The 22,423-nt window shown below is 52.8% G+C and carries 22 protein-coding genes and 1 riboswitch; of the genes, 17 read left to right on the top strand and 5 right to left on the bottom strand.

Annotated elements, in window-relative coordinates; genetic code table 11:
* Window positions 1-71: 71 nt before the first annotated feature.
* Window positions 72-890: an acyl-CoA thioesterase gene (locus tag AC5E51_RS01635; RefSeq protein WP_491778000.1), complete on the bottom strand. Its 819-nt coding sequence runs from the start codon at window positions 888-890 to the stop codon at window positions 72-74.
* Between the two features lie 141 nt (window positions 891-1,031).
* Here AC5E51_RS01635 and AC5E51_RS01630 point away from each other — a divergent pair, with 141 nt between their 5' ends.
* The 12 genes from AC5E51_RS01630 (at window position 1,032) to AC5E51_RS01575 (ending at window position 11,839) form a co-directional block, all read left to right on the top strand.
* Complete coding sequence (locus AC5E51_RS01630; RefSeq protein WP_068440913.1) at window positions 1,032-1,469, top strand: PaaI family thioesterase; 438 nt, start codon at window positions 1,032-1,034, stop codon at window positions 1,467-1,469.
* A 12-nt stretch (window positions 1,470-1,481) separates the two neighbouring features.
* Entirely contained in the window at window positions 1,482-1,925 is a 444-nt protein-coding gene (locus tag AC5E51_RS01625) for a PaaI family thioesterase (protein ID WP_068440917.1), read from the top strand.
* A gap of 115 nt (window positions 1,926-2,040) precedes the next feature.
* Window positions 2,041-2,162, top strand: a riboswitch (TPP riboswitch).
* A 112-nt stretch (window positions 2,163-2,274) separates the two neighbouring features.
* Window positions 2,275-4,092 carry a phosphomethylpyrimidine synthase ThiC gene (gene thiC, locus AC5E51_RS01620; RefSeq protein WP_491777999.1) on the top strand — a complete coding sequence of 606 codons (1,818 nt, stop codon included), beginning with the start codon at window positions 2,275-2,277 and terminating at the stop codon, window positions 4,090-4,092.
* Between the two features lie 3 nt (window positions 4,093-4,095).
* Window positions 4,096-5,250 (top strand): glycine oxidase ThiO, encoded by a 1,155-nt coding sequence (gene thiO / locus AC5E51_RS01615; protein WP_491777998.1) that lies wholly within the window; start codon window positions 4,096-4,098, stop codon window positions 5,248-5,250.
* Entirely contained in the window at window positions 5,247-5,459 is a 213-nt protein-coding gene (gene thiS, locus AC5E51_RS01610; RefSeq protein ID WP_076516169.1) for a sulfur carrier protein ThiS, read from the top strand. The genes thiO and thiS overlap by 4 nt, the downstream gene beginning before the upstream one ends.
* The gene (locus tag AC5E51_RS01605; RefSeq protein ID WP_491777997.1) at window positions 5,452-6,270 is read left to right on the top strand and encodes a thiazole synthase; all 819 of its coding nucleotides are present in this window, start codon (window positions 5,452-5,454) and stop codon (window positions 6,268-6,270) included. Before thiS ends, AC5E51_RS01605 begins: the two co-directional genes overlap by 8 nt.
* Window positions 6,271-6,274: 4 nt before the next feature.
* The gene (locus tag AC5E51_RS01600) at window positions 6,275-7,873 is read left to right on the top strand and encodes a PfkB family carbohydrate kinase (RefSeq protein ID WP_491777996.1); all 1,599 of its coding nucleotides are present in this window, start codon (window positions 6,275-6,277) and stop codon (window positions 7,871-7,873) included.
* Window positions 7,874-7,966: 93 nt separating this feature from the next.
* A complete protein-coding gene (gene htpG, locus AC5E51_RS01595) occupies window positions 7,967-9,868 on the top strand; it encodes a molecular chaperone HtpG (protein WP_297532031.1) in 1,902 nt (633 codons plus the stop codon).
* Window positions 9,869-10,063: 195 nt separating this feature from the next.
* The gene (locus tag AC5E51_RS01590) at window positions 10,064-10,642 is read left to right on the top strand and encodes a YfaZ family outer membrane protein (protein ID WP_068442861.1); all 579 of its coding nucleotides are present in this window, start codon (window positions 10,064-10,066) and stop codon (window positions 10,640-10,642) included.
* Window positions 10,642-11,106: a DUF6586 family protein gene (locus AC5E51_RS01585; protein WP_068442864.1), complete on the top strand. Its 465-nt coding sequence runs from the start codon at window positions 10,642-10,644 to the stop codon at window positions 11,104-11,106. Before AC5E51_RS01590 ends, AC5E51_RS01585 begins: the two co-directional genes overlap by 1 nt.
* Window positions 11,107-11,179: 73 nt before the next feature.
* Window positions 11,180-11,431, top strand: coding sequence for a hypothetical protein (locus AC5E51_RS01580; protein ID WP_068436843.1), 252 nt, complete (start codon window positions 11,180-11,182; stop codon window positions 11,429-11,431).
* Window positions 11,432-11,566: 135 nt separating this feature from the next.
* Window positions 11,567-11,839 (top strand): hypothetical protein, encoded by a 273-nt coding sequence (locus tag AC5E51_RS01575; protein ID WP_068442867.1) that lies wholly within the window; start codon window positions 11,567-11,569, stop codon window positions 11,837-11,839.
* Window positions 11,840-11,877: 38 nt separating this feature from the next.
* On the opposite strand, the gene AC5E51_RS01570 is transcribed toward AC5E51_RS01575, so the two are convergent.
* Both AC5E51_RS01570 and lexA read right to left on the bottom strand, forming a co-directional pair.
* Window positions 11,878-12,303 carry a cell division inhibitor SulA gene (locus AC5E51_RS01570; protein ID WP_068436174.1) on the bottom strand — a complete coding sequence of 142 codons (426 nt, stop codon included), beginning with the start codon at window positions 12,301-12,303 and terminating at the stop codon, window positions 11,878-11,880.
* 50 nt (window positions 12,304-12,353) lie between these two features.
* Window positions 12,354-12,953 carry a transcriptional repressor LexA gene (gene lexA / locus AC5E51_RS01565; protein WP_068436172.1) on the bottom strand — a complete coding sequence of 200 codons (600 nt, stop codon included), beginning with the start codon at window positions 12,951-12,953 and terminating at the stop codon, window positions 12,354-12,356.
* Between the two features lie 182 nt (window positions 12,954-13,135).
* Between lexA and AC5E51_RS01560 the strand changes: the two genes are divergently transcribed.
* Genes AC5E51_RS01560 through AC5E51_RS01545 form a run of 4 tightly spaced genes read left to right on the top strand, consistent with a single transcriptional unit; the run spans window position 13,136 to window position 16,156 of the window.
* Window positions 13,136-13,777: a TetR/AcrR family transcriptional regulator gene (locus AC5E51_RS01560; RefSeq protein ID WP_068442870.1), complete on the top strand. Its 642-nt coding sequence runs from the start codon at window positions 13,136-13,138 to the stop codon at window positions 13,775-13,777.
* Between the two features lie 15 nt (window positions 13,778-13,792).
* On the top strand, window positions 13,793-14,311 hold the full coding sequence (locus tag AC5E51_RS01555) for a L,D-transpeptidase (protein ID WP_297532023.1): 519 nt from the start codon (window positions 13,793-13,795) through the stop codon (window positions 14,309-14,311).
* Between the two features lie 7 nt (window positions 14,312-14,318).
* Window positions 14,319-15,407 carry a beta-N-acetylhexosaminidase gene (gene nagZ / locus AC5E51_RS01550; protein ID WP_297532021.1) on the top strand — a complete coding sequence of 363 codons (1,089 nt, stop codon included), beginning with the start codon at window positions 14,319-14,321 and terminating at the stop codon, window positions 15,405-15,407.
* Window positions 15,404-16,156, top strand: a complete 753-nt coding sequence (locus AC5E51_RS01545) for an S-methyl-5'-thioinosine phosphorylase (RefSeq protein ID WP_297532020.1) — start codon at window positions 15,404-15,406, stop codon at window positions 16,154-16,156. The genes nagZ and AC5E51_RS01545 overlap by 4 nt, the downstream gene beginning before the upstream one ends.
* Here AC5E51_RS01545 and AC5E51_RS01540 read toward each other — a convergent pair.
* Together AC5E51_RS01540 and mfd are read right to left on the bottom strand one after the other, a co-directional pair.
* Window positions 16,142-17,137, bottom strand: coding sequence for a CsiV family protein (locus tag AC5E51_RS01540; RefSeq protein ID WP_297532018.1), 996 nt, complete (start codon window positions 17,135-17,137; stop codon window positions 16,142-16,144). The genes AC5E51_RS01545 and AC5E51_RS01540 overlap by 15 nt on opposite strands.
* Window positions 17,134-20,595, bottom strand: coding sequence for a transcription-repair coupling factor (gene mfd, locus AC5E51_RS01535; RefSeq protein WP_297532016.1), 3,462 nt, complete (start codon window positions 20,593-20,595; stop codon window positions 17,134-17,136). Before mfd ends, AC5E51_RS01540 begins: the two co-directional genes overlap by 4 nt.
* Before the next feature lie 186 nt (window positions 20,596-20,781).
* Here mfd and AC5E51_RS01530 point away from each other — a divergent pair, with 186 nt between their 5' ends.
* Complete coding sequence (locus AC5E51_RS01530) at window positions 20,782-22,227, top strand: glyceraldehyde-3-phosphate dehydrogenase (protein ID WP_273088970.1); 1,446 nt, start codon at window positions 20,782-20,784, stop codon at window positions 22,225-22,227.
* The last annotated feature ends 196 nt before the right edge of the window (window positions 22,228-22,423 follow it).

The following is a 22,423-nucleotide window of genomic DNA, read 5'->3' as shown; positions in this document are numbered from 1 at the left end:
CTGAATACATCGCCCATGCTTTAAGTAATAGTTGCTTTCAGTGACTCCAGCAAGGAAGAACCCTGTAAAGATCAGCTGCGTTTGTCGTAAACCACAACCAGCTGGCGCGACAGCGCAAGAAGGGAGCCATCGGCACGGAAGATACGTGCGGTTGTGTGGGCGTAGCCACCGTGCGCTTCGGCGATGTCAACTTCGTAATAGAGCCAGTCATTCGCCTGTAAAGGCTCACCACTGGTAGAGGGCGCAGAAGGCGAATCGAGGAGTTCGAGGCTCCAGGTGATACTGGCACAGGGAGCGACCGACTTAAGCTTCTGAAGAGTGGCGGGCGGCCAGGAGTCGATCAATGCAACGAGATGGGCTTCGGTAAGAGGACCAGTACAGTCATTGAAGCGCATCCAACCATGGATGTGGTTGTCTTTGCTGTTGGAGAAGGGCAGTCCACCGCTGACATAGCTGAAGTCAATATGACGAACGAACTCCGGAGTCACGCCCTGGATATATCCCAGGCGGGTGCCACTGCCTGGTTCTCCCGGTGCGCCTTTGCCTGCATGGACATTTACATCAGATTCCCGAGCCTTGCCATAGCAGGCACTGACTACGGTGGCACAGTCCTCGTTCTGGATGACCTCTGCCTGTAGGTGTGAAACTGAGCGGCCGGCTCTGAGTTCCCGCGTAGCAATGTCATACGGTTGCTCAGTCGTCAGTGCTCCACAGAAATGAATACTCAGAGATCGAAGCGGCGCAGTTTGGGGGTAGTCCCGTTCAAGAGCAGCTAATGCTAGCGCTGCTGACATACCGCCAAAGGTGGTCTTTCCCTGACCCCAGGTGGCATCGACAGCAGGCATCTCGCCATTGAGAAGGGCTTGGTAGTAGTGATCGAAAGAGGTCATTACGAGTCCTGTTTTACTATAAAGATCACCTTTTTCTTTGTGTGGTGATCATATATGTCAATTTAATAGCTCGGATACAGCATTGCTCATCGATTGAGTGACAAGTACCTTAACCATTCTGGTTTTTAGGAGCCCTTCATTATGTCAGATCAGCTGACGCAGAGAGCTACCCGGTTTGTATCGGTTCTGCCGCATTGTCGCGTACTCAACATGACGGTGGAATACGCCGACGGTGAAAAAGTGATTCTCAAGTTACCGTACAGTGAGGCCATTATAGGCAACCCTGACAATGGCATCGTTGCGGGTGGCAGTCTCACGACCTTGATGGACACAGCATGCGGCACAGCCGCGTTTAACTGCTTTGAAGACGGGGAAGTCTGTCCAACACTGGATTTACGGATGGACTATCACCGCGCCGCTAAGCCCGGTGAAAACCTGATTGGCGAGGCCAGAGTAGTAAAGCGGGCGAACAGCCTGGTGTTCACACAGGGCGAAGTACGGCAGGAAAGTGACAACGTCGTTGTTGCTACATGCACCGCTAACTTTATGCGCATTGGTTTGCGCCTTGGTAGTAAGTAAGGGAGCGAAACAATGACTGAAGCCATGCGCAAAATTCTGCAGCAGTGCCGAGACAACGGTGATTTTGATGCTGTGATTAATGCTGTTCCGTATGCCGGGCTGCTGGGTATTAAGCTGCACGCGATGGATCTGCAACCAACATTTATTCTGCCCGCAAACAAAGACAATATCGGTAACCCGATGCTACCAGCCATTCATGGTGGAGTCATTGCGGGTTGCATGGAAACCTCAGCGGCACTGCACCTGCTGATGACCATGGAAAGTATTGCTCTGCCTAAAATCATCGACTTCTCGATTGATTATCTGCGTGCGGGGCGTCTGCAGGATACCTTCGTCAGCTGTCAGGTATGGAGACAGGGCAGTCGGGTTGCTAACGTGGCCATTAACGCCTGGCAAACCGATCCCGGTGAACCTATCGCTACGGCGCGAGCACATTTCTTGTTGGTTCAGGAGTGAGATTTTCCGACCGCTAAGAAAAATCGCACAGGGAAATGAGTGCGGTTATTCAGAGGTGCTTTAATTTCAGAGTGCGCCTTGTAAAGAAAGGGCGAATCACCATACACTGTCAGCGATTTATCTGTCGGGGTGCCTGACCGGTTATCAAAGATAACCACACAGGCTGAGATCGCGAATGCGGGTCCCGTTGAACCTGATCTGGTTAGTGCCAGCGTAGGGAACAGAGATGAACTGCCGGGACTCCCCGTGGTCTGCGTACGCCAATTCTTATGGTCACCTTCGCGTGATTCTGTGTGGTGTTCCCATCTATTCTCGTCGCTGCCTGCCTGATCCTTTTAAGGAAAAGAGCATGGCTGACAATACAAACAACGAATTTAACCTTACCTACGCTTATCCTGCGTCTGAAAAAATATACCTGAGCGGCAGTCGCGATGACATGCGTGTTGGTATGCGTCAGATTAATCTTTCGGATACGACTCAGGCGGACGGCAGCAAAACGCCGAATTCTCCACTTCGCGTTTACGATACGTCAGGCCCGTACACCGATCCTGCAATCACGGTCGATGTGACGAAAGGGCTGGCACCGGTGCGTGAGCAATGGATTGAAGATCGTGGCGATACTGAGTTCAGCGCCATCACCTCACGAGAATCAAACCGCATAGCGATCAAAGAAGGCCAGCTTTCTCTGCGCCAGAAAGTACGAAAGGCCAAAAGCGGAAAGAACGTCTCCCAGCTCTGGTACGCACGTCAGGGCATAGTTACCCCCGAAATGGAGTACGTTGCCATTCGCGAGAACATCGGCCTGTCACAGGAAGGTATGTCTGCTGAAGTCGCTAAGCAGCATCCCGGCAAGCGTTTCGGTGCGAAAATCCCAGACTATATTACGCCTGAGTTTGTTCGTGATGAGATTGCCTCGGGCCGAGCGGTATTACCCTCCAATATTAACCACCCTGAAAGTGAGCCGATGATTATCGGGCGTAACTTCCGTGTGAAAGTAAATGCCAATATTGGTAATTCTGCGGTGACATCCAGCATCAGTGAAGAGGTCGAAAAAATGGCCTGGGCTACCCGCTGGGGTGCTGACACGATTATGGATCTTTCTACCGGCGATAATATTCACGAGACACGTGAATGGATTCTACGTAATTCACCGGTTCCGGTCGGCACGGTTCCTTTGTATCAGGCGCTTGAAAAAGTCGGTGGGGTTGCAGAAGACCTCACATGGGAGATCTATCGCGATACATTGATTGAGCAGGCAGAGCAGGGCGTCGATTACTTCACTATTCATGCGGGAGTGCGCCTGGAATTTATTCCGATGGCGGCAAACCGTTTAACAGGGATCGTCAGTCGTGGCGGGTCGATTATGGCGAAATGGTGCCTCGCACATCATAAAGAGAGTTTTCTCTATACCCACTTTGAAGATATCTGCGAAATTATGAAAGCGTACGATATCTGCTTTTCATTGGGGGACGGTTTGCGGCCGGGTTCCATTGCGGATGCGAACGACGAAGCACAATTTGCGGAATTACGTACATTGGGCGAGCTGACAAAAATCGCCTGGAAACACGATGTACAAACCTTTATCGAGGGGCCGGGTCATGTGCCAATGCACCTGATTGAAGAAAATATGACAGAACAATTAGAGCACTGTCATGAGGCCCCTTTTTATACGTTAGGCCCACTGACTACAGATATTGCACCGGGGTATGACCACATCACTTCTGGTATAGGAGCAGCTCTGATTGGTTGGTATGGCTGTGCGATGTTGTGTTATGTCACACCGAAAGAGCACCTCGGTCTGCCAGATAAAGAAGATGTTAAGCAGGGTCTGATTACCTACAAAATTGCAGCTCATGCTGCGGACCTTGCGAAAGGGCATCCGGCGGCGCAGATGCATGATAATGCGATGTCTGCGGCGCGATTTGAATTCCGTTGGGAAGATCAGTTCAACCTGGCACTCGACCCCGATACAGCTCGACAGTATCACGACGAAACCATGCCAAAAGACGGCCATAAAGTAGCGCACTTCTGTTCCATGTGTGGACCTAAGTTCTGCTCCATGAAACTGTCTCATGATATTCGCAACCAGCGACAGGGCATGGAGGAAATGTCTGAGAAATTCCGTGCAAACGGATCGGAACTTTACGTCGATGCAGTCGAGCCCTGAGCCATGTCTTCAATAGCCGTGATCGGCGCTGGTTTGATGGGAAAGCTACTCGCATGGCGACTGAGCCGGAGCGGGATGCAGGTTACTGTCTACGAACGCGCCAGTGAAGAAACACCTGAATGTGCGGCATGGACTGCCGCTGCAATGGTTGCCCCTGTTGCTGAAAAACCGCTGTGTCATCCCGAGGTTTTTGATCTCGGTATGGAGTCTCTGACTCTATGGCCCGGGCTTCTGGAGGATTTATACAAAGACTCTGGTATCCGGGTGCCATACCGACGTCGCGGCACCCTGGTTGTTGCGCACCCGTCGGATCAGGCAGAAATGGATTTGTTTAAGCGTGATATGAGCGCCCCCGATATTCCGGGCGATTCTTATGCCGTTGCACTTGATAGTACTGGGCTTCGTCAGAAAGAGCCCGCGCTCTCGGGCGAATTTAAACAAGGCTTCTGGTTACCCGATGAAGCGCAGGTCGATAACCGTGTCTTACTCAGCACCTTACAGCTTGCTGCAGAAAAGCATGGTGCGGATTTCCATTTCGCCTGCGAAGTAAACGGAACGGACGGCCGCTATTCGCTTGACGTGCGCAGCACTGAATTATCCGATCCGGATTTCGATAAATTCGATAAAGAACTACAGCAGGCAGATCTCGTTATTGATTGTCGTGGAGCCGGAGCCCGAAGTGATGCTGAGCGGATTATTCGCGGAGTGCGTGGCGAAACACTTTGGGTTTCCAGTCCGGGCACCGAATTTCATCGTCCGGTGCGTTTGCTTCACCCCAGGTACCATTTGTATATGGTACCGCGTGGGAACGATTGCTATCAGCTTGGTGCAACAGAACTGGAGAGTGATGATTGCTCTCCGGTAAGTGTCCGTTCTGCAATGGAAATGCTGAGTGCGTTCTGGGTGCTTTCACCGGATTTTTCGGAAGCTCGGATTTTGTCTATGGAAACGAACCTCCGGCCTGCAACGCAGGACCACAGACCTTGCTTAAAACTGCAGAATAATTCTGGGGGGCAGAAAACACTCTTTGTTAATGGTCTGTTCAGGCACGGATTCTTACTGGCACCGGCCTTACTGAAAAAGATCGAGTCACTGTTAACTGCTGAAGGGCTGGAGAGTATGAAAATGAGAGTATCTGAACAGGGAGGTGTGGCGTGATTGAGATCATCGTCAACGGTAAATCCATGGCCTGGACCAGTGAAAAAAATGTATACACTCTGATCATCGACACGCTGAACTATCCGGCCGAAAGCAGTCGTTTTGTCGTAGCCCTGAATGGCGAGCTTCTGCCAGCAGAGCAGTGGCCTTCAACCAGAGTGAACAACGGCGACATCATTGATGTGCTGGGAGCAATTACCGGTGGCTGATTCAGACGTATTTACTATTGCAGGAGAAGAGATTTCAAGTCGCTTGTGGCTCGGGAGTTCAATGTACCCTTCACCCGATATAATGGTATCTGCCTTTGCCAGTGCGCAGCCGGGGTTTGTCACAATGTCGCTGCGCCGACAGACCGCGGGTGATGTTGCTAACAACGATTATCACGAGCGTGTGAATCAATGGTTGGGCGCCAGCCAGTCGCGTCTGTTGCCCAATACTGCCGGATGTCAGTCGGCAAAAGAAGCGATTCAGCTTGCCATTCTGGCACGCGAATTATTTAAAACTTCATGGATTAAGCTGGAAGTTATCGGCGATGAATACAGCCTGCAACCCAATGTATTCGAACTTGTCAGTGCCGCCCGGGAGTTGTCTTCGCAAGGATTTCACGTCTTGCCATATTGTACGGATGATCTGGTGGTGTGCGAGTCATTGTTGCATGCAGGGTGTCCAGCGATTATGCCCTGGGGGGCACCGATAGGGACAGGAAAAGGAATCATTAATCCTTATCAGTTGCGTACCCTTCGTGCTCGGCTGCCAGATACCACGATTATTATTGATGCCGGAATCGGTCGGCCATCTCAGGCGATGCAGGCGATGGAAATGGGCGCCGATGGCGTGTTGCTCAATACCGCGGTCGCAAAAGCAGCCAACCCGGTAACAATGGCGGGAGCCTTCGCTGCCGCTGTCGATGCCGGGCGGACTGCTTATCATGCGGGTTTTATGACAGAGCGCGATATGGCATCGCCGAGTACGCCAGTGGCGGGCATGCCGTTCTGGCACACCGCCATGCGGGGAGGGTAATCCCATGACTAGTGAAACTAAGCCTAGGTACTTAATGGCGATCTGCGCTTCTGACAGTCGTGGGGGAGCGGGTTTACAGGCTGCTCTGTCGCAAGCAGCTTTATCTGGGTGCGAATGCCGCAGTGTAGTTCTTGCAGTGACTGCACAGAGTCATCAGGGAGTGGAAGCCGTCAGTCATGTTTCAGCCTCTATGGTTGAAGCTCAGGTTCAGGCCGCGCTCAGAGACGGCCCGCCAGAAGCAGTCCTGATCGGCTGGCTGCCACCTGAACCAGAAGTGTTGGAATATCTGCGGACGTTCCTGAACGAGCTTCAGGCCAGCAGTCGGGTGCCGGTCATCTGGGACCCGGTGGTGTCAGCGACTCTTGGGGAGCTACCGGCGGCACACTCTGGCCTTACCGGTTTAATTCCGAACGTGTCTGTCATGACGCCATCACTTGACGAGGCTCGTTGGCTGTTAGGAGATCAGACATTGAGTGCCGCTGCGGCGGGCGCGGCTCTGCAGCATGCGGGTGCTCATACGGTGGTTATTACCGGTGGCGATGATGAGCAGCAGCAACACTCGGCCTGGGTTACAGACCTGATATTCAGCCGTTCTGATGAGAACTTTCCGGAGACGGCGGCAAAGCCCTCTTTTGCTCTTCATCAGCAGAGAGAAACAACCCAGGCGCACGGCACGGGAAGTCAGTTCTCGGCGGCCCTTGCGGTTCAGCTCACAAAAGGTACGCGCTTGTACGATGCGATTGTCATTGCCGCTGCTGCCGCACGTCAGGCACTGATTGCCAGCTCGGGAGTCCTTGGTATTGAGTTCGGAGGCACTGAGTCCGGAGGCACTGAGTCCGGAGGCACTGAGTCCGGAGGCATGGAGCCTGAGCGCTCTGTCTACAGAAACTGCATTGCCAGTCCACTGCCTCGTAGCGGAGATGAGTGGCCCTTGATTACCGATGTTGGGACGTATCCCCGTACTGATCGTTTTGAACCCTACCGTCCCGGTGTCTATGTGCTGACAGAGTCGTTGGATCACCTTGAAATGCTGCTTGGTATGGGTGTGGATACCGTGCAATGGCGAATTAAAGCGCCGGGGCCTGATTACAAGGATCAGACTCGGCGGGCGCTGGCAATGTGTCGCAGCCAGGGGGTCAGTTTCTGGCTCAACGACGACTGGCCGTTAGCGCTTGAGCTGAAGCCAGATGGTGTGCATCTGGGTCAGGAAGATCTGGTCAGTGCGGATATCGACGCTCTTCACGCCGCAGGCGTCGCGTTAGGTATCAGTACTCACACCGAGTGGGAAATTGCCCGGGCACGCGCCCAAAAGCCGAGTTATATCGCCTTTGGCCCAGTGTTTACGCCACTGTCCAAGCGCCTGCGCTATCAGCCTCTCGGTATCGATTGTCTGACCGCCTGGAGTAAGCGGTATCATACTTGGCCTCAGACCTGTATCGGCGGCATTGTTCCCGAAAACGCCCGCCTTGTTGCAGAGTCGGGTGTGGGTTCTCTGGCCGTAGTGACATGCATCGCCGGAAGCCCAGCTGACGAGCCTCTCATACGCAGTAACATCGCCGACCTTCGCGCAGCCCTTGAAATGTTTTCGCCAGCCCCAAAATAGGTCATCAGTACATAGTCGATGGCCAGTCAGCAATGGGTGGCTGGCCATCGGTGATCACAGTAAAAGGGCTGACACGTCTGAAAGGAGAGATGAATGACTGCCGCAAGTAAAGAAACACTGGGATTTAAGACAGAGGTTAAGCAGCTTCTGCACCTGATGATTCACTCTTTGTACTCCAACAAAGAAATTTTCCTGCGTGAGCTGGTATCCAACGCATCGGATGCCTGTGACAAGTTGCGTTTCCAGGCGTTAACAAACAATGACCTGTACGAATCAGAGTCAGACCTGAAAGTCGACATCACGTTTGATAAAGACGCGAAAACCCTGACCATTGCCGATAATGGTATCGGTATGACCCGTGATGATGTTGTGAATCATCTGGGTACCATCGCCAAATCAGGGACTGCTGAATTTCTGAGCCAACTGAGCGGCGATCAGCAGAAAGACTCGCAATTAATTGGTCAGTTCGGTGTGGGTTTCTACTCGGCCTTTATTGTTGCTGACAAGGTGATCGTTGAAACTCGTCGTGCCGGTGAGAGCGCAGAGCAGGGCACGCGTTGGGAATCCGAAGGCGAGGGCGAATTCAGCCTTGAGCAGATCGAGAAAACTGGCCGCGGTACAAGCATCACCCTGCATCTGAAAGAGGGCGAGGAAGAGTTTGCTGACAGCTTCCGCCTGCAGAACCTGATCAAGAAATATTCGGATCACATTGCGATCCCTGTATTTGTACAGCAGGACAGCAATGATGACGACGGCGAAGGTGAAGATGCCTCCGCTCCAGAAGCTGTGAACCAGGCGCAGGCGATGTGGACCCGCGCTAAGAGCGACATCAGCGACGAAGATTATAAAGAGTTTTATAAGCACGTTTCCCACGACTGGAACGAACCACTGACATGGATGCATAACACGGTCGAAGGCAAGCTGAACTACACCAGCCTGCTGTATATTCCGGCGCAGGCGCCGTTCGATATGTGGAACCGCGAAGCCAGCCGTGGCGTTAAACTGTACGTTCAGCGCGTCTTTATTATGGATGACGCCGAGCAGTTCCTGCCCGCGTATCTCCGCTTTGTTAAAGGTGTTCTGGACTCCAACGACCTGTCTCTGAACGTCTCTCGTGAAATCCTGCAGCAGGATAAGCAAGTCGATAGCCTGCGTTCAGCACTGGTGAAGCGAGTGCTGGATACACTCGAAAAAATGTCGAAAAAAGACGCTGAGAAGTACCAGACCTTCTGGAATCAGTTCGGTGAAGTTCTGAAAGAAGGCCCAGCTGAAGATTTCGCCAACCGTGAAAAAGTGGCAGGTCTTTTCCGCTTCGCGACTACTCAGAGCGAAGGCACGGAGCAGACCGTTTCTCTTGCTGACTACATTGCTCGCATGCGCGAAGGTCAGAAGAAAATTTACTACATCACTGGCGAAAATCACGACGCTGTTGCAGCCAGCCCGCACCTCGAATACTTCCGTAAAAAAGGTATTGAGGTACTGCTGCTGACAGATCGCGTTGATGAGTGGATGGTCGGCCACCTGAGTGACTTTGATGGCAAAGCATTCCAGGATGTTACCAAGGGCGAGCTGGATCTTGATGAGCTGGCTGACGAGTCCGAAAAGGAAGAGCAGAAGCAACTCGAAGAGTCGCACAAAGCACTCATTGAGCGTCTGGAAGCAGCGCTGAAAGACGACGTTAAAGAAGTCCGTGTCAGCTCGCGCTTGTCAGATTCTCCCGCATGCCTCGTGGTTGGCCAGTACGACATGGGTGGTCATATGCGTCGCCTGATGGAAGCTGCTGGTCAGAAGGTGCCAGAGCCTGAAGTTGCACTCGAAGTGAACCCGTCACATCCATTGATTGAGCGCCTTGATCAGGAAGCGGACGAAGATCGCTTCGCCGAACTGGCACAGGTCATTCACGCGCAGGCCCAGCTTGCAGAGGGCAGTCAACTGAAGCAACCCGCTCAGTACGTTACCCGCCTGAACAAGCTGCTGCTTGATCTGATGAAGTAAGCCTTGCCTTAACAAAATGCTCATGCGCTTCTGGTGTGTGAGCATTTTTCCTGACACTCCCGTACACTCCTCAACACCTAGGTCACCATGCCTGTCTCTGGCGTACTTTTCCCAACGACAGACACGCTGGTATCATAGACCGATAAGAATTCTATTACTGAACATCTATTACTAAAAACAGGACGCCGTACCACGATGAACACACTTACGTTGGCCCGTCGCATTTCTCTGGCTGCTATAGCGTCAGTCGCTGCAATTTCTACTTCTGCGATGGCTGGGGGATCTTTAGATATCAGCCTGGCGGACACTACTGCTCGCGTTGGCTGGGATGCCACCCGCATGGATACCGGTATGCACCTGAACCTGGCGGCTCTGCACGAGAGTGACCAGGGCGACATCATCTCGGGGGGCGTTCATGTGGTGGATGTCCGTAATCCGAATTCAGACCTGTATATCGGTGTTGGCGCCAATGCTTACGGCATATTCACTGATGACAATGACGGAGCCGCCATTGGTGTAGGCGGCTTTGCCCGTTACAACTTCCCGTTCAACCGTAACTTTGGTGTGAGTGGTCATGTGTACTACGCGCCGCCGGTTGTGTCATTCAGTGACGTGAATAACTTTGTCGATGCAGATCTGCGTCTGCACTTTAATATTCTGCCGACGGCCCACCTTTACACAGGCTTCCGCATGACCTCGGTTTCTTTTGATGATCAGAGCGGTCGTCATAAGATCGGCGATGGTCTGCACCTCGGCCTGAAGCTGAACTTCTGATGAGTCAGTGGCTGAGCTTCACCAACCAGAAACTCTATCAGGCACGATTGCTGTTGGAGCAGGCGCGTCGCGAAACCGGTAACCCGGCACTTGCTGAAGGGCTTGAGACCTCAGGCCTGTACCTTATGCAGGATGCCTTTATTTCGTATCTGAATGAGCTGGCGACGCTTGCTACTTACCGCGGCGAAGTCAGTTCATTTTCAGATCTTCTGAACAAGACACCTCTGGTGACCGGTGAAATGACCGAGATTCGGATTCTGGCCGAGGACCCTTACTCATGGTTGAGTGCATTTCTGCGTGAGGCAGAAACGCGTTGGCGTCCGGGCCCGGCTGGAAACCCGCAGGCAGCGGGTGCGGTCAACGTCATTGCCGTTGCACAGAGCGATGACATACAGCCACAGTCCTGGTGGCAGCATCTGTCTGACCTGATCGATAGTCAGCGTGAGAATCGGCAGGAAAGCTGATTCTCCCAGTGACTCTCGTATAAAGCGTCACCCCCCTGTGTTATCATCCGCGCTCAGAAACGAAGAGGCACTTATGGCTGGTTTTTTCGAAATTGTAGAGTTATCCAATGGTGACATTGCCCTGCGTCGTGCCGACGAACAGGACAGCGATGCGCTGGTTCGTATCTGTTTCTCTGAAGATGCGAAAGCAAGTCTCCAGGAGCACCATATGGATGTGGCCAGAGTAATGCTCGAGGCTGGCGTGCGCCTCGTGGGCGATCTGTCTGGGATGGAAGTCGAGAGTGACGACTTTGAGGTGCCGCAGAGCAGTCAGCACCTGCATTGATTTGTCCCTGGCAGACAAATTCATAAAAAAATCCGGTATCGGGCAACTGATACCGGATTTTTTTTTGAATTTCAGTATCCTAACTAAAGCCCTGTTAACGGGTGTACTTGTGAAAATTGACTTCTGAGGATGAGAATGAAAAAGCTAGTAGCACTCTCGACTGTAGTACTTTCCGCTTCACTGATCACCGCGTGCAGCGATGAGCCAGAAAGTTCTGAACTCGTTCAGGCATACACTGAAGCCCGTGAGCAGACGCGCACCGCGCTCGAAGAAACAAAAGATGCCATTAAAGCGATGGAGAACAACCAGGACGCGCTGGAAAAAGCCCTTGAGCGACTGGATCGTGTTGTTGAGTTGCACGAAAAAGGTGCCGTTGTGCACGTTCCTGCCGCTACTACTGCTCAGTAATTCGGGCGGATCAACTACCAGCTCCGGCTGGTAGTGTCTTATTCTCCACGCACAATGAACAGGTGTGATCCGTTTTCTTCTGCGACACGGCGTAGCAGTTGACGGGTATCTGCCGCGAGTTCGCCTGACCACTCAACAATCAAATGGCTTTTACCTGATCTCAGCGCCTTGATACACAAGTCAAACTGAGTAGCGACTTGAGTATTCAGGTGAAGTACCGGAGAGTCGCTGATGCCCGCTTTTGCCAGCCATTGTTTGTTCAGATTCTGGCTTGGGCTCAGCCACATCAACCAACGTTTCTGGTCGCTGCACAGAGCCAGCACAGGCAACAGCTGGAAGGGTTGTAATGCACTGCCTTCAGACACAATGACTTCCGTCATACTGCCTTTAGGCACGCTTCTGACGGGTGCCGCAGAGCTGAGTGGTGCTGCTTCTGGACATACTTCGAAAGATAACTGACGCATAACAATCTCTCCTGTCGTGTACCGTTTACCTGTTACTCTGGTCGGTCGCGTTACTGGCGACGAATAACACCTACGTATTTACCTTCAATCGCAAATTCCTGCTCTTTCAGGTTGACCTCAATCGGGGCGTAATTTTCGTTCTCAGCAAACAGAGTTACCTGATTGCGGCTCTTGTGGTATCGCTTAACGGTTACTTCTTCACCGACGCGGGCAACCACGATGTCACCATTGCGTGCGGTCTCTGCTTTATGCACTGCGATGTAATCGCCATCCATGATGCCGATGTCGATCATGCTGTCGCCATGCACCTCGAGCAGGAAGTTCGCTTCCGGCTTAAAGAACGACGGCGGAATTTCGCAGTAATCTTCAATATGCTCCTGAGCCAGGATAGGTTCACCGGCTGCAACGCGACCGATTACCGGCAGCCCCGGAGAGTCTTCACCTACGATGCGAATGCCACGGCTGGCACCTGGCATCATCTCAATGGCACCTTTTCGTGCCAGTGCTTTCAGGTGTTCTTCTGCTGCATTCGGTGAGCGGAAGCCAAGTTCTGCGGCAATTTCTGCTCTCGTCGGCGGGTAGCCTGTTTCATCAATGGCTGAGCGAATCAGGTCAAGAACTTCCTGCTGGCGAGCCGTGAGCTTTTCCATGACATTTATCCAGTCTGTTGATTTATACAGTGTGTGTAAATATATACAGTACCTTTTACTGTGTAAATACCCAGTGCCGTCTAATTTTAGATCTGACGGAATTTTCCCCGAATTGCTGCAATTGTTGCGTGTTAAGTGTTTTAAACGTATGTTTGAAACACTTGTTAGTTGGATAAGGCACTATGGCGCAGAAAGATACCGCGCGCAGCATTCTCGATGCTGCAGAAGAGTTGTTTTCAGAACGGGGTTTCGCGGAGACTTCGTTGCGTAATATTACGACTAAGGCTGATGTGAATCTGGCTGCCGTGAATTATCACTTTGGCTCTAAAAAGTCTCTGATACAGGCTGTATTTGCCCGCTTTCTGACGCCCTTTGTCGCTGAACTCGATAAGGCGCTCAATACCTGCGATGCAGAGCAGGGCGAACAACCTGCTGACCTGATGTCTTTATTGCGGCTCTTATCTGACACCGCATTACGTTCGGGGGCAGACCGGCCTGAACGTCTGCGTATCTTTATGCGTTTATTGGGGCTTGCCTACAGTCAGGGTCAGGGCCATGTACGTCGTTTTCTGCGCGTGGAGTATGGTCATGTATTTCGCCGCTATTCGGATCTTCTTACCCGGGCGACGCCGGAGCTCTCCGACGAAGACCGCTTCTGGCGGGTTCATTTCATGCTGGGTGCGACTATGTTCACACTGAACGGGGTTGATTCTCTGACCGCGATGGCGGAGCATGATTTCGGTAAACCCACCGCCACGCCGGATGTTATCGATCAGTTGCTGCCGTTCCTCGCCAGCGGGCTGAAGTCACCTGCGGGTAACTAAGGAACGCGTCAGTAGATGTCAGATCTTCCGTTTATTGAGATCTCAGTCGAGGATCAACTCTTGCGGCTGACTGAGCGCGATGGCATTACTGAATATTCAGTGTCAACGGCATTGAATGGCATAGGTGAAGAAGAAGGCAGCGGCTGCACGCCGAGAGGCTGGCATCGTATCTGTGCTGTTATTGGCCGTGATCAGCCGGAAAACGCCGTATTCCGTGGGCGTCGTCCAACGGGTGAAATCTATTCTTCAGAGCTTTCCGAAGAGCATCCGGACCGGGACTGGATACTTTCCCGCATCCTCTGGTTACAGGGCCTGGAGAGTGGGCTCAACCGCTTTGGCAACGTCGACTCCCAGCGTCGTTTTATCTATATCCACGGCACACCGGATACTGAACCTATGGGGAAACCCTTGTCTCATGGTTGTATTCGCATGCGTAACAGCGATGTGATTGACCTTGCTGAACGGATTCAGGCCGGTACCCGGGTGTGGATTCAGGCGGCAAGTTTTCAGCGAATTTCCTGCATCAATTTGTGAGATGACGATGACCGAGTCTTCAGTTTCTTCCACTGATTCATACGCTGTGTCGGATGCGTTAGCACAGGCCGTCGGCGTGATTACCGATATTGAAGGAACGGCGTTGACGGATGAGGATCGTGATTTCTTAACTCAGCCTGAAATCGCCGGGCTTATTTTTTTCGCGCGCAATTACGAATCTCCTCAGCAGCTGAAAGCTCTGACAGGAGAATTAAACGCGTTGAGACCCGACCTCCTGCTCACCGTAGATCAGGAAGGTGGTCGTGTGCAGCGCTTTCGCTCCGGCTTTACGCTGTTTGAGCCGATGATGCGCTATGAAGCCATTTTTGTGGAATCACCTGAAAAAGCGCTTGAGCTCGCCCGTTTGGGTGGCCAACTTCTGGCTACTGAGTTAATCGCGCATGGTGTTGATCTGACGTTTGCCCCGGTTCTGGATATTGAGCGAGATCTTTCTCGGGTGATTGGTGATCGTGCCTTTGGTCACAGCGCAGACACGGTGACGTCATTGGCCAGAGCCTGGTGCGAAGGACTTTCTTCTGCGGGCATGATGTCCGTTGGTAAACACTTTCCGGGGCATGGTGCCGTTGAAGCGGACTCACATCTGGAGTTACCGGTCGACCCGCGCGATGCCGAAGCCTTAGAAGCCGAGTCGGTACCTTTTAAAACGCTGATCAGCGAAGGCGTGATACAGGGCATTATGCCTGCTCACGTCGTCTATCCTGCCATTGATGCAAACCATACCGCCGGTTTTTCTTCTGTCTGGTTGCAGGATATTCTGCGTAAGCAGCTCGGCTTCAGCGGCATCATTTTCAGCGATGACCTGTCCATGGAAGGCGCTGCCAGTGGCGGCGACTTTTATCAGCGGTCGATCGCTGCGGCTCAGGCGGGAGCCAACGCACTGGTGGTCTGCAATAACCGACAGGCCGCCAAAGATGTCGTCAGTGCCGTTGCCGATTTGTACCGTGCAGGCACTGGCGCTTTAAAGCTTGAATCACTAAAACCCGATAGCAAGGCTAATGCCCTTGATGAAAAGGGCATGGCCGAGGCCCGTAAAATACTGGTCTCGTATCAACTGATCAGAGACGACAACCTGTGAGTGCAACTTCTCGTAAAATCGCTGTTATTGGCGGCACCGGCTTAACCGAGCTTGATGGGCCGGAGATCAGCCAGACATTGGCTGTAACGACTGACCTTGGACAGCCGTCTTCACCGCTGTCAGTCGGGCGCTGGCGAGAGCAGGAGGTCGTGTTTCTTGCGCGGCATGGGCATCCTCACAAAGTCCCTCCTCATAAGATTAACTACCGCGCAAACCTGCTGGCATTAGAGGCACAGGGTGTTACTCATATCATTGCTGTGAATGCTGTGGGTGGCATTCACCCGGACATGGGTTCAGGCAAAATTGTGATTCCTCATCAGGTGGTTGATTACACCTGGGGCCGCGAAAGTACTTTTTTTGATGGTGAGTACCGTCCGCTTGAGCATATTGATCTCACGTATCCGTACGATGAGACGTTGCGCCAGGCGCTTGTTAAAGCGTCATCAGAATGTTCAGTCGACGCGCTTGATTTCGGGGTCTATGCGGCGACACAGGGGCCAAGATTAGAAACTATCGCTGAGATTAATCGTCTCGATAAAGACGGTTGTGATCTGGTCGGTATGACGGGCATGCCTGAAGCAGCCCTGGCGAGAGAGCTGGGTATTCCTTACGCGAGTATCTGTCTTGTCGTGAATCCGGCCGCCGGAAAGAGCGACGACCTGATTACCATGGATGAGATACGCGCCGTGATCGACTCAGGAATGAGTGAAGTCCGCGATATTATCGCAGCTTCATTATCCCTGATCTGAAGCTTCGCTCTCTGGGGCTTCTTCTGAGGCCTCTTCTGGCACCTCATAAGGCGTTACCTTGACGACCATACCTAGAAGGGGGTGATCAAGGTAGTGGACCTCACCGCTGCGCATGCGGCGGCTACGCTCGATTTTTGCTGCGCGCAGCGGAATCCATTCTGGCTCAGGTTCAGCCACAGGCTCATTGGTGATCCCTTGATCCGGGGGAAGGATCGTCATCTGACCTTCAACCCCGGGAAGGGCGTCTGAGTTACCTATGTTGTCAGATATGGTGTCAGAGGTGACGGCCATGGTCATGGCGCCTTCTTCGGTATTTTCAGTAGTCTCGCCAGACAGTGGTGCATCAGCCGGAATGGTGAAGATCAGCTGGTCTACTTCAAGATCCGGGCGGATATGAATGTAGCGGCTACGGTACAGGTTGAAGCTACCGCTGATATCGATGCGGAAGTTCTCTTCTTCGTAACTGGCGGTTACTTCGTGATCGTAGGCGTTGGCTGAATCCTGAAGTTCTTCGATCCAGGCCTGGTGCCACACGACTTTCATATCGCTGCGGTAGCCAAAGCGATTAACGGCGTTGGCGAATTCGAGGTCGTCGAGCAGCGTTACCGGAGGCGTGCTGTCAGTATCTTCTTCGGCGGAGTTCATCTCGTCTGAAGCGTCGCTGTTAAGCTCTGACGATTCTTCAGCGGATACCTGCAGAACACCTGGATTGGCGTCGCCCGCCATACCTTCCTCTGACTTCACAATGCCTGGCTCTGATTCGGCCATCGCTGAAGTGTCTTCTTCTAATGCCGCCGCAATTGCAGCTTCTTCCGCCTCTGCGCGCTCCTTAAGGAGTGGCCAGTGTTCCTCGCGGGCACTGTTTTCGTCCAGATAAGTGAACAGCATAACTTCGACACGATAATGTTCTGTCGCGTTTACAACGCTGGGCAGCATGCTCAGTGTCAGGCCCGCAGAGAGCAGGGCGGAAAGGGTCTTCACGAATTCGGGTCCTTCTGTAAATCTGTCAGAAGTTGATCAATAGTGCGGAAACGCTGGTCGAGTGTTTCCATGTTCGCGTAGAAACGCAGCGAGTTTCCGTCGTCCAGTTTATAGGCATCCGGTCGCGTCTGCACCAGCTTGATCAGAGTGAATGGATTTATCTCGGTATCACGGCTGAATTCAATTTTGCCCGTACTGTCGTTGGCATCGAGTCGGGCGATACCCAGCGGTTGCAGTTTGAATTTGAGTGACGCAATACGGAAAAGGTTCTTAACCTGTTCAGGTAACAGGCCGAAGCGGTCGATCATTTCTACCTGAAGCTCTTTCAGCTGGTGATCGTCTTTGGCGCTGGCAATGCGCTTGTAGAGCGTCAGGCGGCTGTTCACGTCTGGCAGGTAGTCATCCGGAATCAAGGCTGGAATATGCAGGTTTACATCGGCACCGTGCGTTGCGGCAAGGTCAACTGAAGGCTCTTTACCGGCGCGAATCGCATTAACGGCCTGCTCAAGCATTTCCATATAGAGGGTGAAACCAATCGTTTCAATCTGACCCGACTGTTCATCGCCTAACAGTTCACCAGCGCCACGAATCTCAAGGTCGTGCGTCGCAAGCATAAAGCCCGCTCCCAGGTCCTGGGAGGCACCGATAGCATCCAGACGCTTTTCTGCATCTTTGGTGAGCTGCTTCGGTGGTGGTGTCAGCAGATACGCATACGCCTGGTGATGCGAGCGACCGACGCGGCCCCGGAGCTGATGAAGCTGCGCCAGACCAAACTTATCAGCACGCTCAATAATGATGGTGTTTGCCGATGGGATATCGATACCTGTTTCGATGATGGTGGTACACACCAGCATGTTGAAGCGCTTGTGGTAGAAGTCGCTCATCACGCTTTCCAGTTCGCGCTCTGACATCTGTCCGTGGGCCACACCGATACGCGCCTCAGGAATGGCTTCGCTCAATTCACGCGCGGTCTTCTCAATGCTCTTCACTTCGTTGTGCAGGTAATACACCTGACCACCACGCAGAATTTCCCGCAGAACCGCTTCTTTGGTGACAGTATCGTCCTGCTGGCGGATAAAGGTTTTTACACTTAAGCGCTTGGCCGGTGGCGTCGCGATAATCGACAGATCCCGGATGCTCGCCATTGCCATATTCAGCGTTCGTGGAATCGGCGTGGCCGTTAAGGTGAGAATATCGACCTCTGCCCTTAAAGCTTTGATTTTCTCTTTCTGAGCGACACCAAACCGGTGTTCTTCGTCGATGATCAGCAGACCAAGATGGTCAAATTTCACGTCTTTCTGCAGCAGCTTGTGCGTGCCAACGACGATGTCTGTTTTGCCTTCCAGCATACGGTCCAATGCAGCCTGAGTTTCTTTTGCTGATTTGAAACGCGACAGCACATCGACTTTGACCGGCCACTCGGCAAAGCGGTCGGCAAAGTTCTGATAATGCTGTTGTGCGAGCAGGGTAGTCGGTACGAGTACGGCGACCTGTTTACCACTCTGAACGGCCATGAAAGCGGCGCGCATGGCAACTTCGGTTTTACCAAAGCCAACATCACCACACACCAGACGGTCCATTGGGCGCGGTGAGCACATATCACCAATCACAGCTTCGATGGCTGCTTGCTGATCCGGTGTTTCTTCGTAAGGGAAGCCTGCTGCAAAACGCTCGTAATCGGTATCTGGCTCATCAAAAGCAAAGCCTTTACGTGCCTGTCGGCGGGCGTAGATATCAAGCAATTCTGCGGCGGTGTCCCGAATTTTCTCAGCGGCTTTACGCTTCGCGGCTGACCACTTATCGGTGCCGAGTTTGTTCATTGGCGCGGTTTCTTCGGCGCCACCACCGTACCGGGAAATCAGGTGCAGGCTCGATACCGGTACGTAGAGCTTGTCGTTACCAGAGTATTCCAGCACAACGAACTCATTCACCTGGCCGCCTGCATCCAGTGTCTGAAGCCCCGTGTAGCGCCCGACACCATGATCGAGGTGAACCACCGGAGAGCCTTCCTTCAGCTCTGACAGGTCGCGGATCACCATATCGCTGTCAGTTTTCTGCTTCTGGCGACGGCGGGCCTGGCGGATACGCTGACCGAATAATTCGTTCTCAGTGATCAGGTGAATCTGTCGACCGCTATCGGTCATTGATGCACCGGCCTCCAGTGGGCCAGTCAGTATCAGAATGCGCTTCTCTGATACCAGGGCATCGGGCCAGCGCTCAAATTCATCCGGCAGGACTTTAATGCGTTGCAGTAACTCTTTCAGGGCCTCACGGCGACCGGCGGACTCAGCGCAGAAGAAGACCTGACCTTCGGCGTCTGACAGCCATGCTTGCAAGCGCTGTAGTGGTTGATCCAGTCGCGAATCGACGGTGAGATCAGGAAGAGGCTGAGTTTCAAACGCCACGGCACCCGCGCGTTCCGGAAGCTCTTTATCGTGCAATTGAACACGAGGGTAGTTGTTCAGCGCGCTGAATAACTCGTCGTGCGCCAGAAATAGCTGCGCAGGTGGCACGATAGGGCGCTGAATATCGTAGCGACGACTTTCATAGCGGGCCTCAACATCGTCACGGAAATGTTTGGCAGCGTCTTCGATCCCCGCATCATGGATGACCAGCGTATTGGCTGGCAGGTGTTCAAACAGGTTGCCGAGATCATCACTGAAGAACAGTGGCAGATAGTATTCAACACCTGCCGGAGCAATGCCCTGAGCAACATCGGTATACACACTACAGGCTTTCGGGTCCTGTTCGAAGAAGTCGAACCAGCGGGCCTTAAAGGTGCGGATGGCCGTGGTATCTAACGGGAACTCACGCGCTGGTAAAATCCTGACCCGCTCAATTTTATCCAGCGTGCGCTGGTTGTCTGGGTCGAAGGTACGTAGTGATTCAATTTCGTCGTCGAACAGCTCTATGCGGAACGGCAGTGGCTGCCCCATAGGAAAAATGTCGACGATTGAGCCGCGCACTGCGTATTCCCCGTGCTCATACACCGTATCAACGCAATGATAACCGGCGTTCTCAAGTTGACGTCGGGTGTTGTCGACATCAAAAGTACTGCCGATATCCAGAACAAAAGTCTGGCCCTGATAGAAACTTGCAGGTGGAAGTCGCTGCTGCAGGGTTGAAACCGGAATGATCAACACGCCCTTGCGGACATCATGCAGCTGACTCAGAGTCGCAATACGCTGGGAAATGATGTCCTGGTGGGGCGAGAAAATGTCGTACGCCAGAATCTCCCAGTCCGGGAAGTGCATGACCTCAAGATCAGGCGCGAAGTAGCGGATCTCTTCTTCGAGGCGCAGCGCCGAGCTGGTATCCGTGGTGACAACCAATGTCAGCCCCGTGTGTTCAGTCGCAGCACTGGCCAGTGCCATGGCCTGGGTAGAACCCGTCAGCTGGCCCCAGAAACGGCGTTCACCTGCACGTTGGGGGAGTTCAGGGTGTAAAGGGCTGGACATTCGCGCTCCTGAGCGGTGTGATCGATGCAAATAAGGCCGGCTAGTTTACCCAAAGCACCGGGCACTGTTAACCGAATGAAATCGCGACGGCACGGCGCCTGCGAAAGATTTGTCGGCGGCCTCGAAAATCGGCATAATACCGCCCCGATTTTTCCTCTTAAATTAACTTCTTTGTAAGGTGACCCCGTGAGCAAAGACCAGCGCGACGCCTGTTTACAGGACTGGATGGACCGTGAAGCCATCGCCGAGTCAATGATTCCTCTGATTGGTACCCTGTACCGCCAGAAAAGCATCGTTTCTTCTATCTACGGCCGTCCGGTCATTAATCGCTCAGTCATTGAGCTTCTGAAAGCGCACCGTTTTGTCCGTCACATGGAAAACGAAGAACTGTCAGTTCAGGATACCTATCCTCTGCTGCAGGCTCTGACCGAGATGGATGTTGCTCAGGCACACATCGACCTGGGTAAGCTGGCGGTTAAATATCGCACCGAAGGTAACGGCAAAGACGTTAAAGAATTCCTGGCTGAAGAACTGGCTAGCCTGAACGGCGAAGCGGGTGACAGCGAAAACCGTGACGTTGTCCTGTACGGTTTCGGTCGTATCGGTCGTCTGCTGGCTCGTATCCTGATCGAGAAAGAAGGTGGCGGTAACGGTCTGCGTCTGCGCGCGATCGTTGTTCGTCGTGGTAAAGGTGATGACCTGGTTAAGCGTGCATCACTGCTGCGTCGTGACTCTGTACATGGTACTTTCCGTGGTTCTATCAGCATCGACCACGAAAACGAAGCCATCATCGCGAACGGCACTTACATCAAAATCATCTACGCCAACAACCCGGCTGAGATTGATTACACCGAATTCGGTATCGAGAACGCTCTGGTTATCGATAACACTGGTGTATGGCGTGACGAAGCTGGCCTTGCTCAGCACCTTGAAGCAAAAGGCACCGCGCGCGTACTGCTGACTGCTCCAGGCAAAGGCGACCTGAAAAACATCGTTTACGGTATCAACAATAAAGACATCGATGCATCTGACAAGATCCTGTCTGCAGCATCATGTACTACCAACGCGATTACGCCTGTACTGAAAGTGATGAACGATCAGTACGGCATCGAGAACGGTCACGTTGAAACTGTTCACTCCTACACCAACGACCAGAACCTGATCGACAACTACCACAAAGGTGACCGTCGTGGCCGTTCTGCTCCGCTGAACATGGTAATCACTGAAACAGGCGCAGCGAGCGCAGTAGCGAAAGCACTGCCAGAACTGAAAGGTCTGCTGAGCGGTAACGCGATCCGTGTACCAACGCCAAACGTTTCTATGGCGATCCTGTCTCTGAACCTGAAGAAAGAAACCAGCGCTGAAGAAGTTAACGACTTCCTGCGTGATCAGGCTCTGCACTCAGCTGTACAGAAGCAGATTGATTGGGTTAACTCTCCAGAAGTTGTATCAACTGACTTCGTTGGCAACAGCCACGCGGGCATTGTTGATGCCAAAGCGACCATTGTTAACGGCAACCGTGTAAACCTTTACGTTTGGTACGATAACGAGTACGGCTACAGCCGTCAGGTGGTTCGTATCGCGCAGCAGGTATGCGGCGTTGAGTACCCGACTTACCCGTCTCGCGGTTAAGCCGGAACATAAAAAAGCCGTTGTCGTCTGACAGCGGCTTTTTTTTGTCTAGAATTTATACAAATCCAGTACAGACGTGGCCGGCATTATCCATTAGTGTGAGATTGACCTTAACGTCAGTGGATAAAAGTCAGTTGCGTCATTATACTTAGCGCGATTTTTTACTTGGGAAATGGGTAGTCTCCGCACAGGTCCG

Source organism: Thalassolituus sp. (assembly GCF_984348125.1).
Note: the sequence above shows the minus strand (reverse complement) of the source record. Positions and strands in the feature narration are given on the sequence as shown.

Excerpts from the sequence above, each read along its gene's own strand:
- AC5E51_RS01635 (WP_491778000.1), bottom strand. The coding sequence starts at position 890 with ATGACCTCTTTCGATCACTACTACCAAGCCCTTCTCAATGGCGAGATG.
- AC5E51_RS01630 (WP_068440913.1), top strand. The coding sequence starts at position 1,032 with ATGTCAGATCAGCTGACGCAGAGAGCTACCCGGTTTGTATCGGTTCTG.
- AC5E51_RS01625 (WP_068440917.1), top strand. The coding sequence starts at position 1,482 with ATGACTGAAGCCATGCGCAAAATTCTGCAGCAGTGCCGAGACAACGGT.
- thiC (WP_491777999.1), top strand. The coding sequence starts at position 2,275 with ATGGCTGACAATACAAACAACGAATTTAACCTTACCTACGCTTATCCT.
- thiO (WP_491777998.1), top strand. The coding sequence starts at position 4,096 with ATGTCTTCAATAGCCGTGATCGGCGCTGGTTTGATGGGAAAGCTACTC.
- AC5E51_RS01600 (WP_491777996.1), top strand. The coding sequence starts at position 6,275 with ATGACTAGTGAAACTAAGCCTAGGTACTTAATGGCGATCTGCGCTTCT.
- htpG (WP_297532031.1), top strand. The coding sequence starts at position 7,967 with ATGACTGCCGCAAGTAAAGAAACACTGGGATTTAAGACAGAGGTTAAG.
- AC5E51_RS01590 (WP_068442861.1), top strand. The coding sequence starts at position 10,064 with ATGAACACACTTACGTTGGCCCGTCGCATTTCTCTGGCTGCTATAGCG.
- AC5E51_RS01585 (WP_068442864.1), top strand. The coding sequence starts at position 10,642 with ATGAGTCAGTGGCTGAGCTTCACCAACCAGAAACTCTATCAGGCACGA.
- AC5E51_RS01580 (WP_068436843.1), top strand. The coding sequence starts at position 11,180 with ATGGCTGGTTTTTTCGAAATTGTAGAGTTATCCAATGGTGACATTGCC.
- AC5E51_RS01575 (WP_068442867.1), top strand. The coding sequence starts at position 11,567 with ATGAAAAAGCTAGTAGCACTCTCGACTGTAGTACTTTCCGCTTCACTG.
- AC5E51_RS01570 (WP_068436174.1), bottom strand. The coding sequence starts at position 12,303 with ATGCGTCAGTTATCTTTCGAAGTATGTCCAGAAGCAGCACCACTCAGC.
- lexA (WP_068436172.1), bottom strand. The coding sequence starts at position 12,953 with ATGGAAAAGCTCACGGCTCGCCAGCAGGAAGTTCTTGACCTGATTCGC.
- AC5E51_RS01560 (WP_068442870.1), top strand. The coding sequence starts at position 13,136 with ATGGCGCAGAAAGATACCGCGCGCAGCATTCTCGATGCTGCAGAAGAG.
- AC5E51_RS01555 (WP_297532023.1), top strand. The coding sequence starts at position 13,793 with ATGTCAGATCTTCCGTTTATTGAGATCTCAGTCGAGGATCAACTCTTG.
- nagZ (WP_297532021.1), top strand. The coding sequence starts at position 14,319 with ATGACCGAGTCTTCAGTTTCTTCCACTGATTCATACGCTGTGTCGGAT.
- mfd (WP_297532016.1), bottom strand. The coding sequence starts at position 20,595 with ATGTCCAGCCCTTTACACCCTGAACTCCCCCAACGTGCAGGTGAACGC.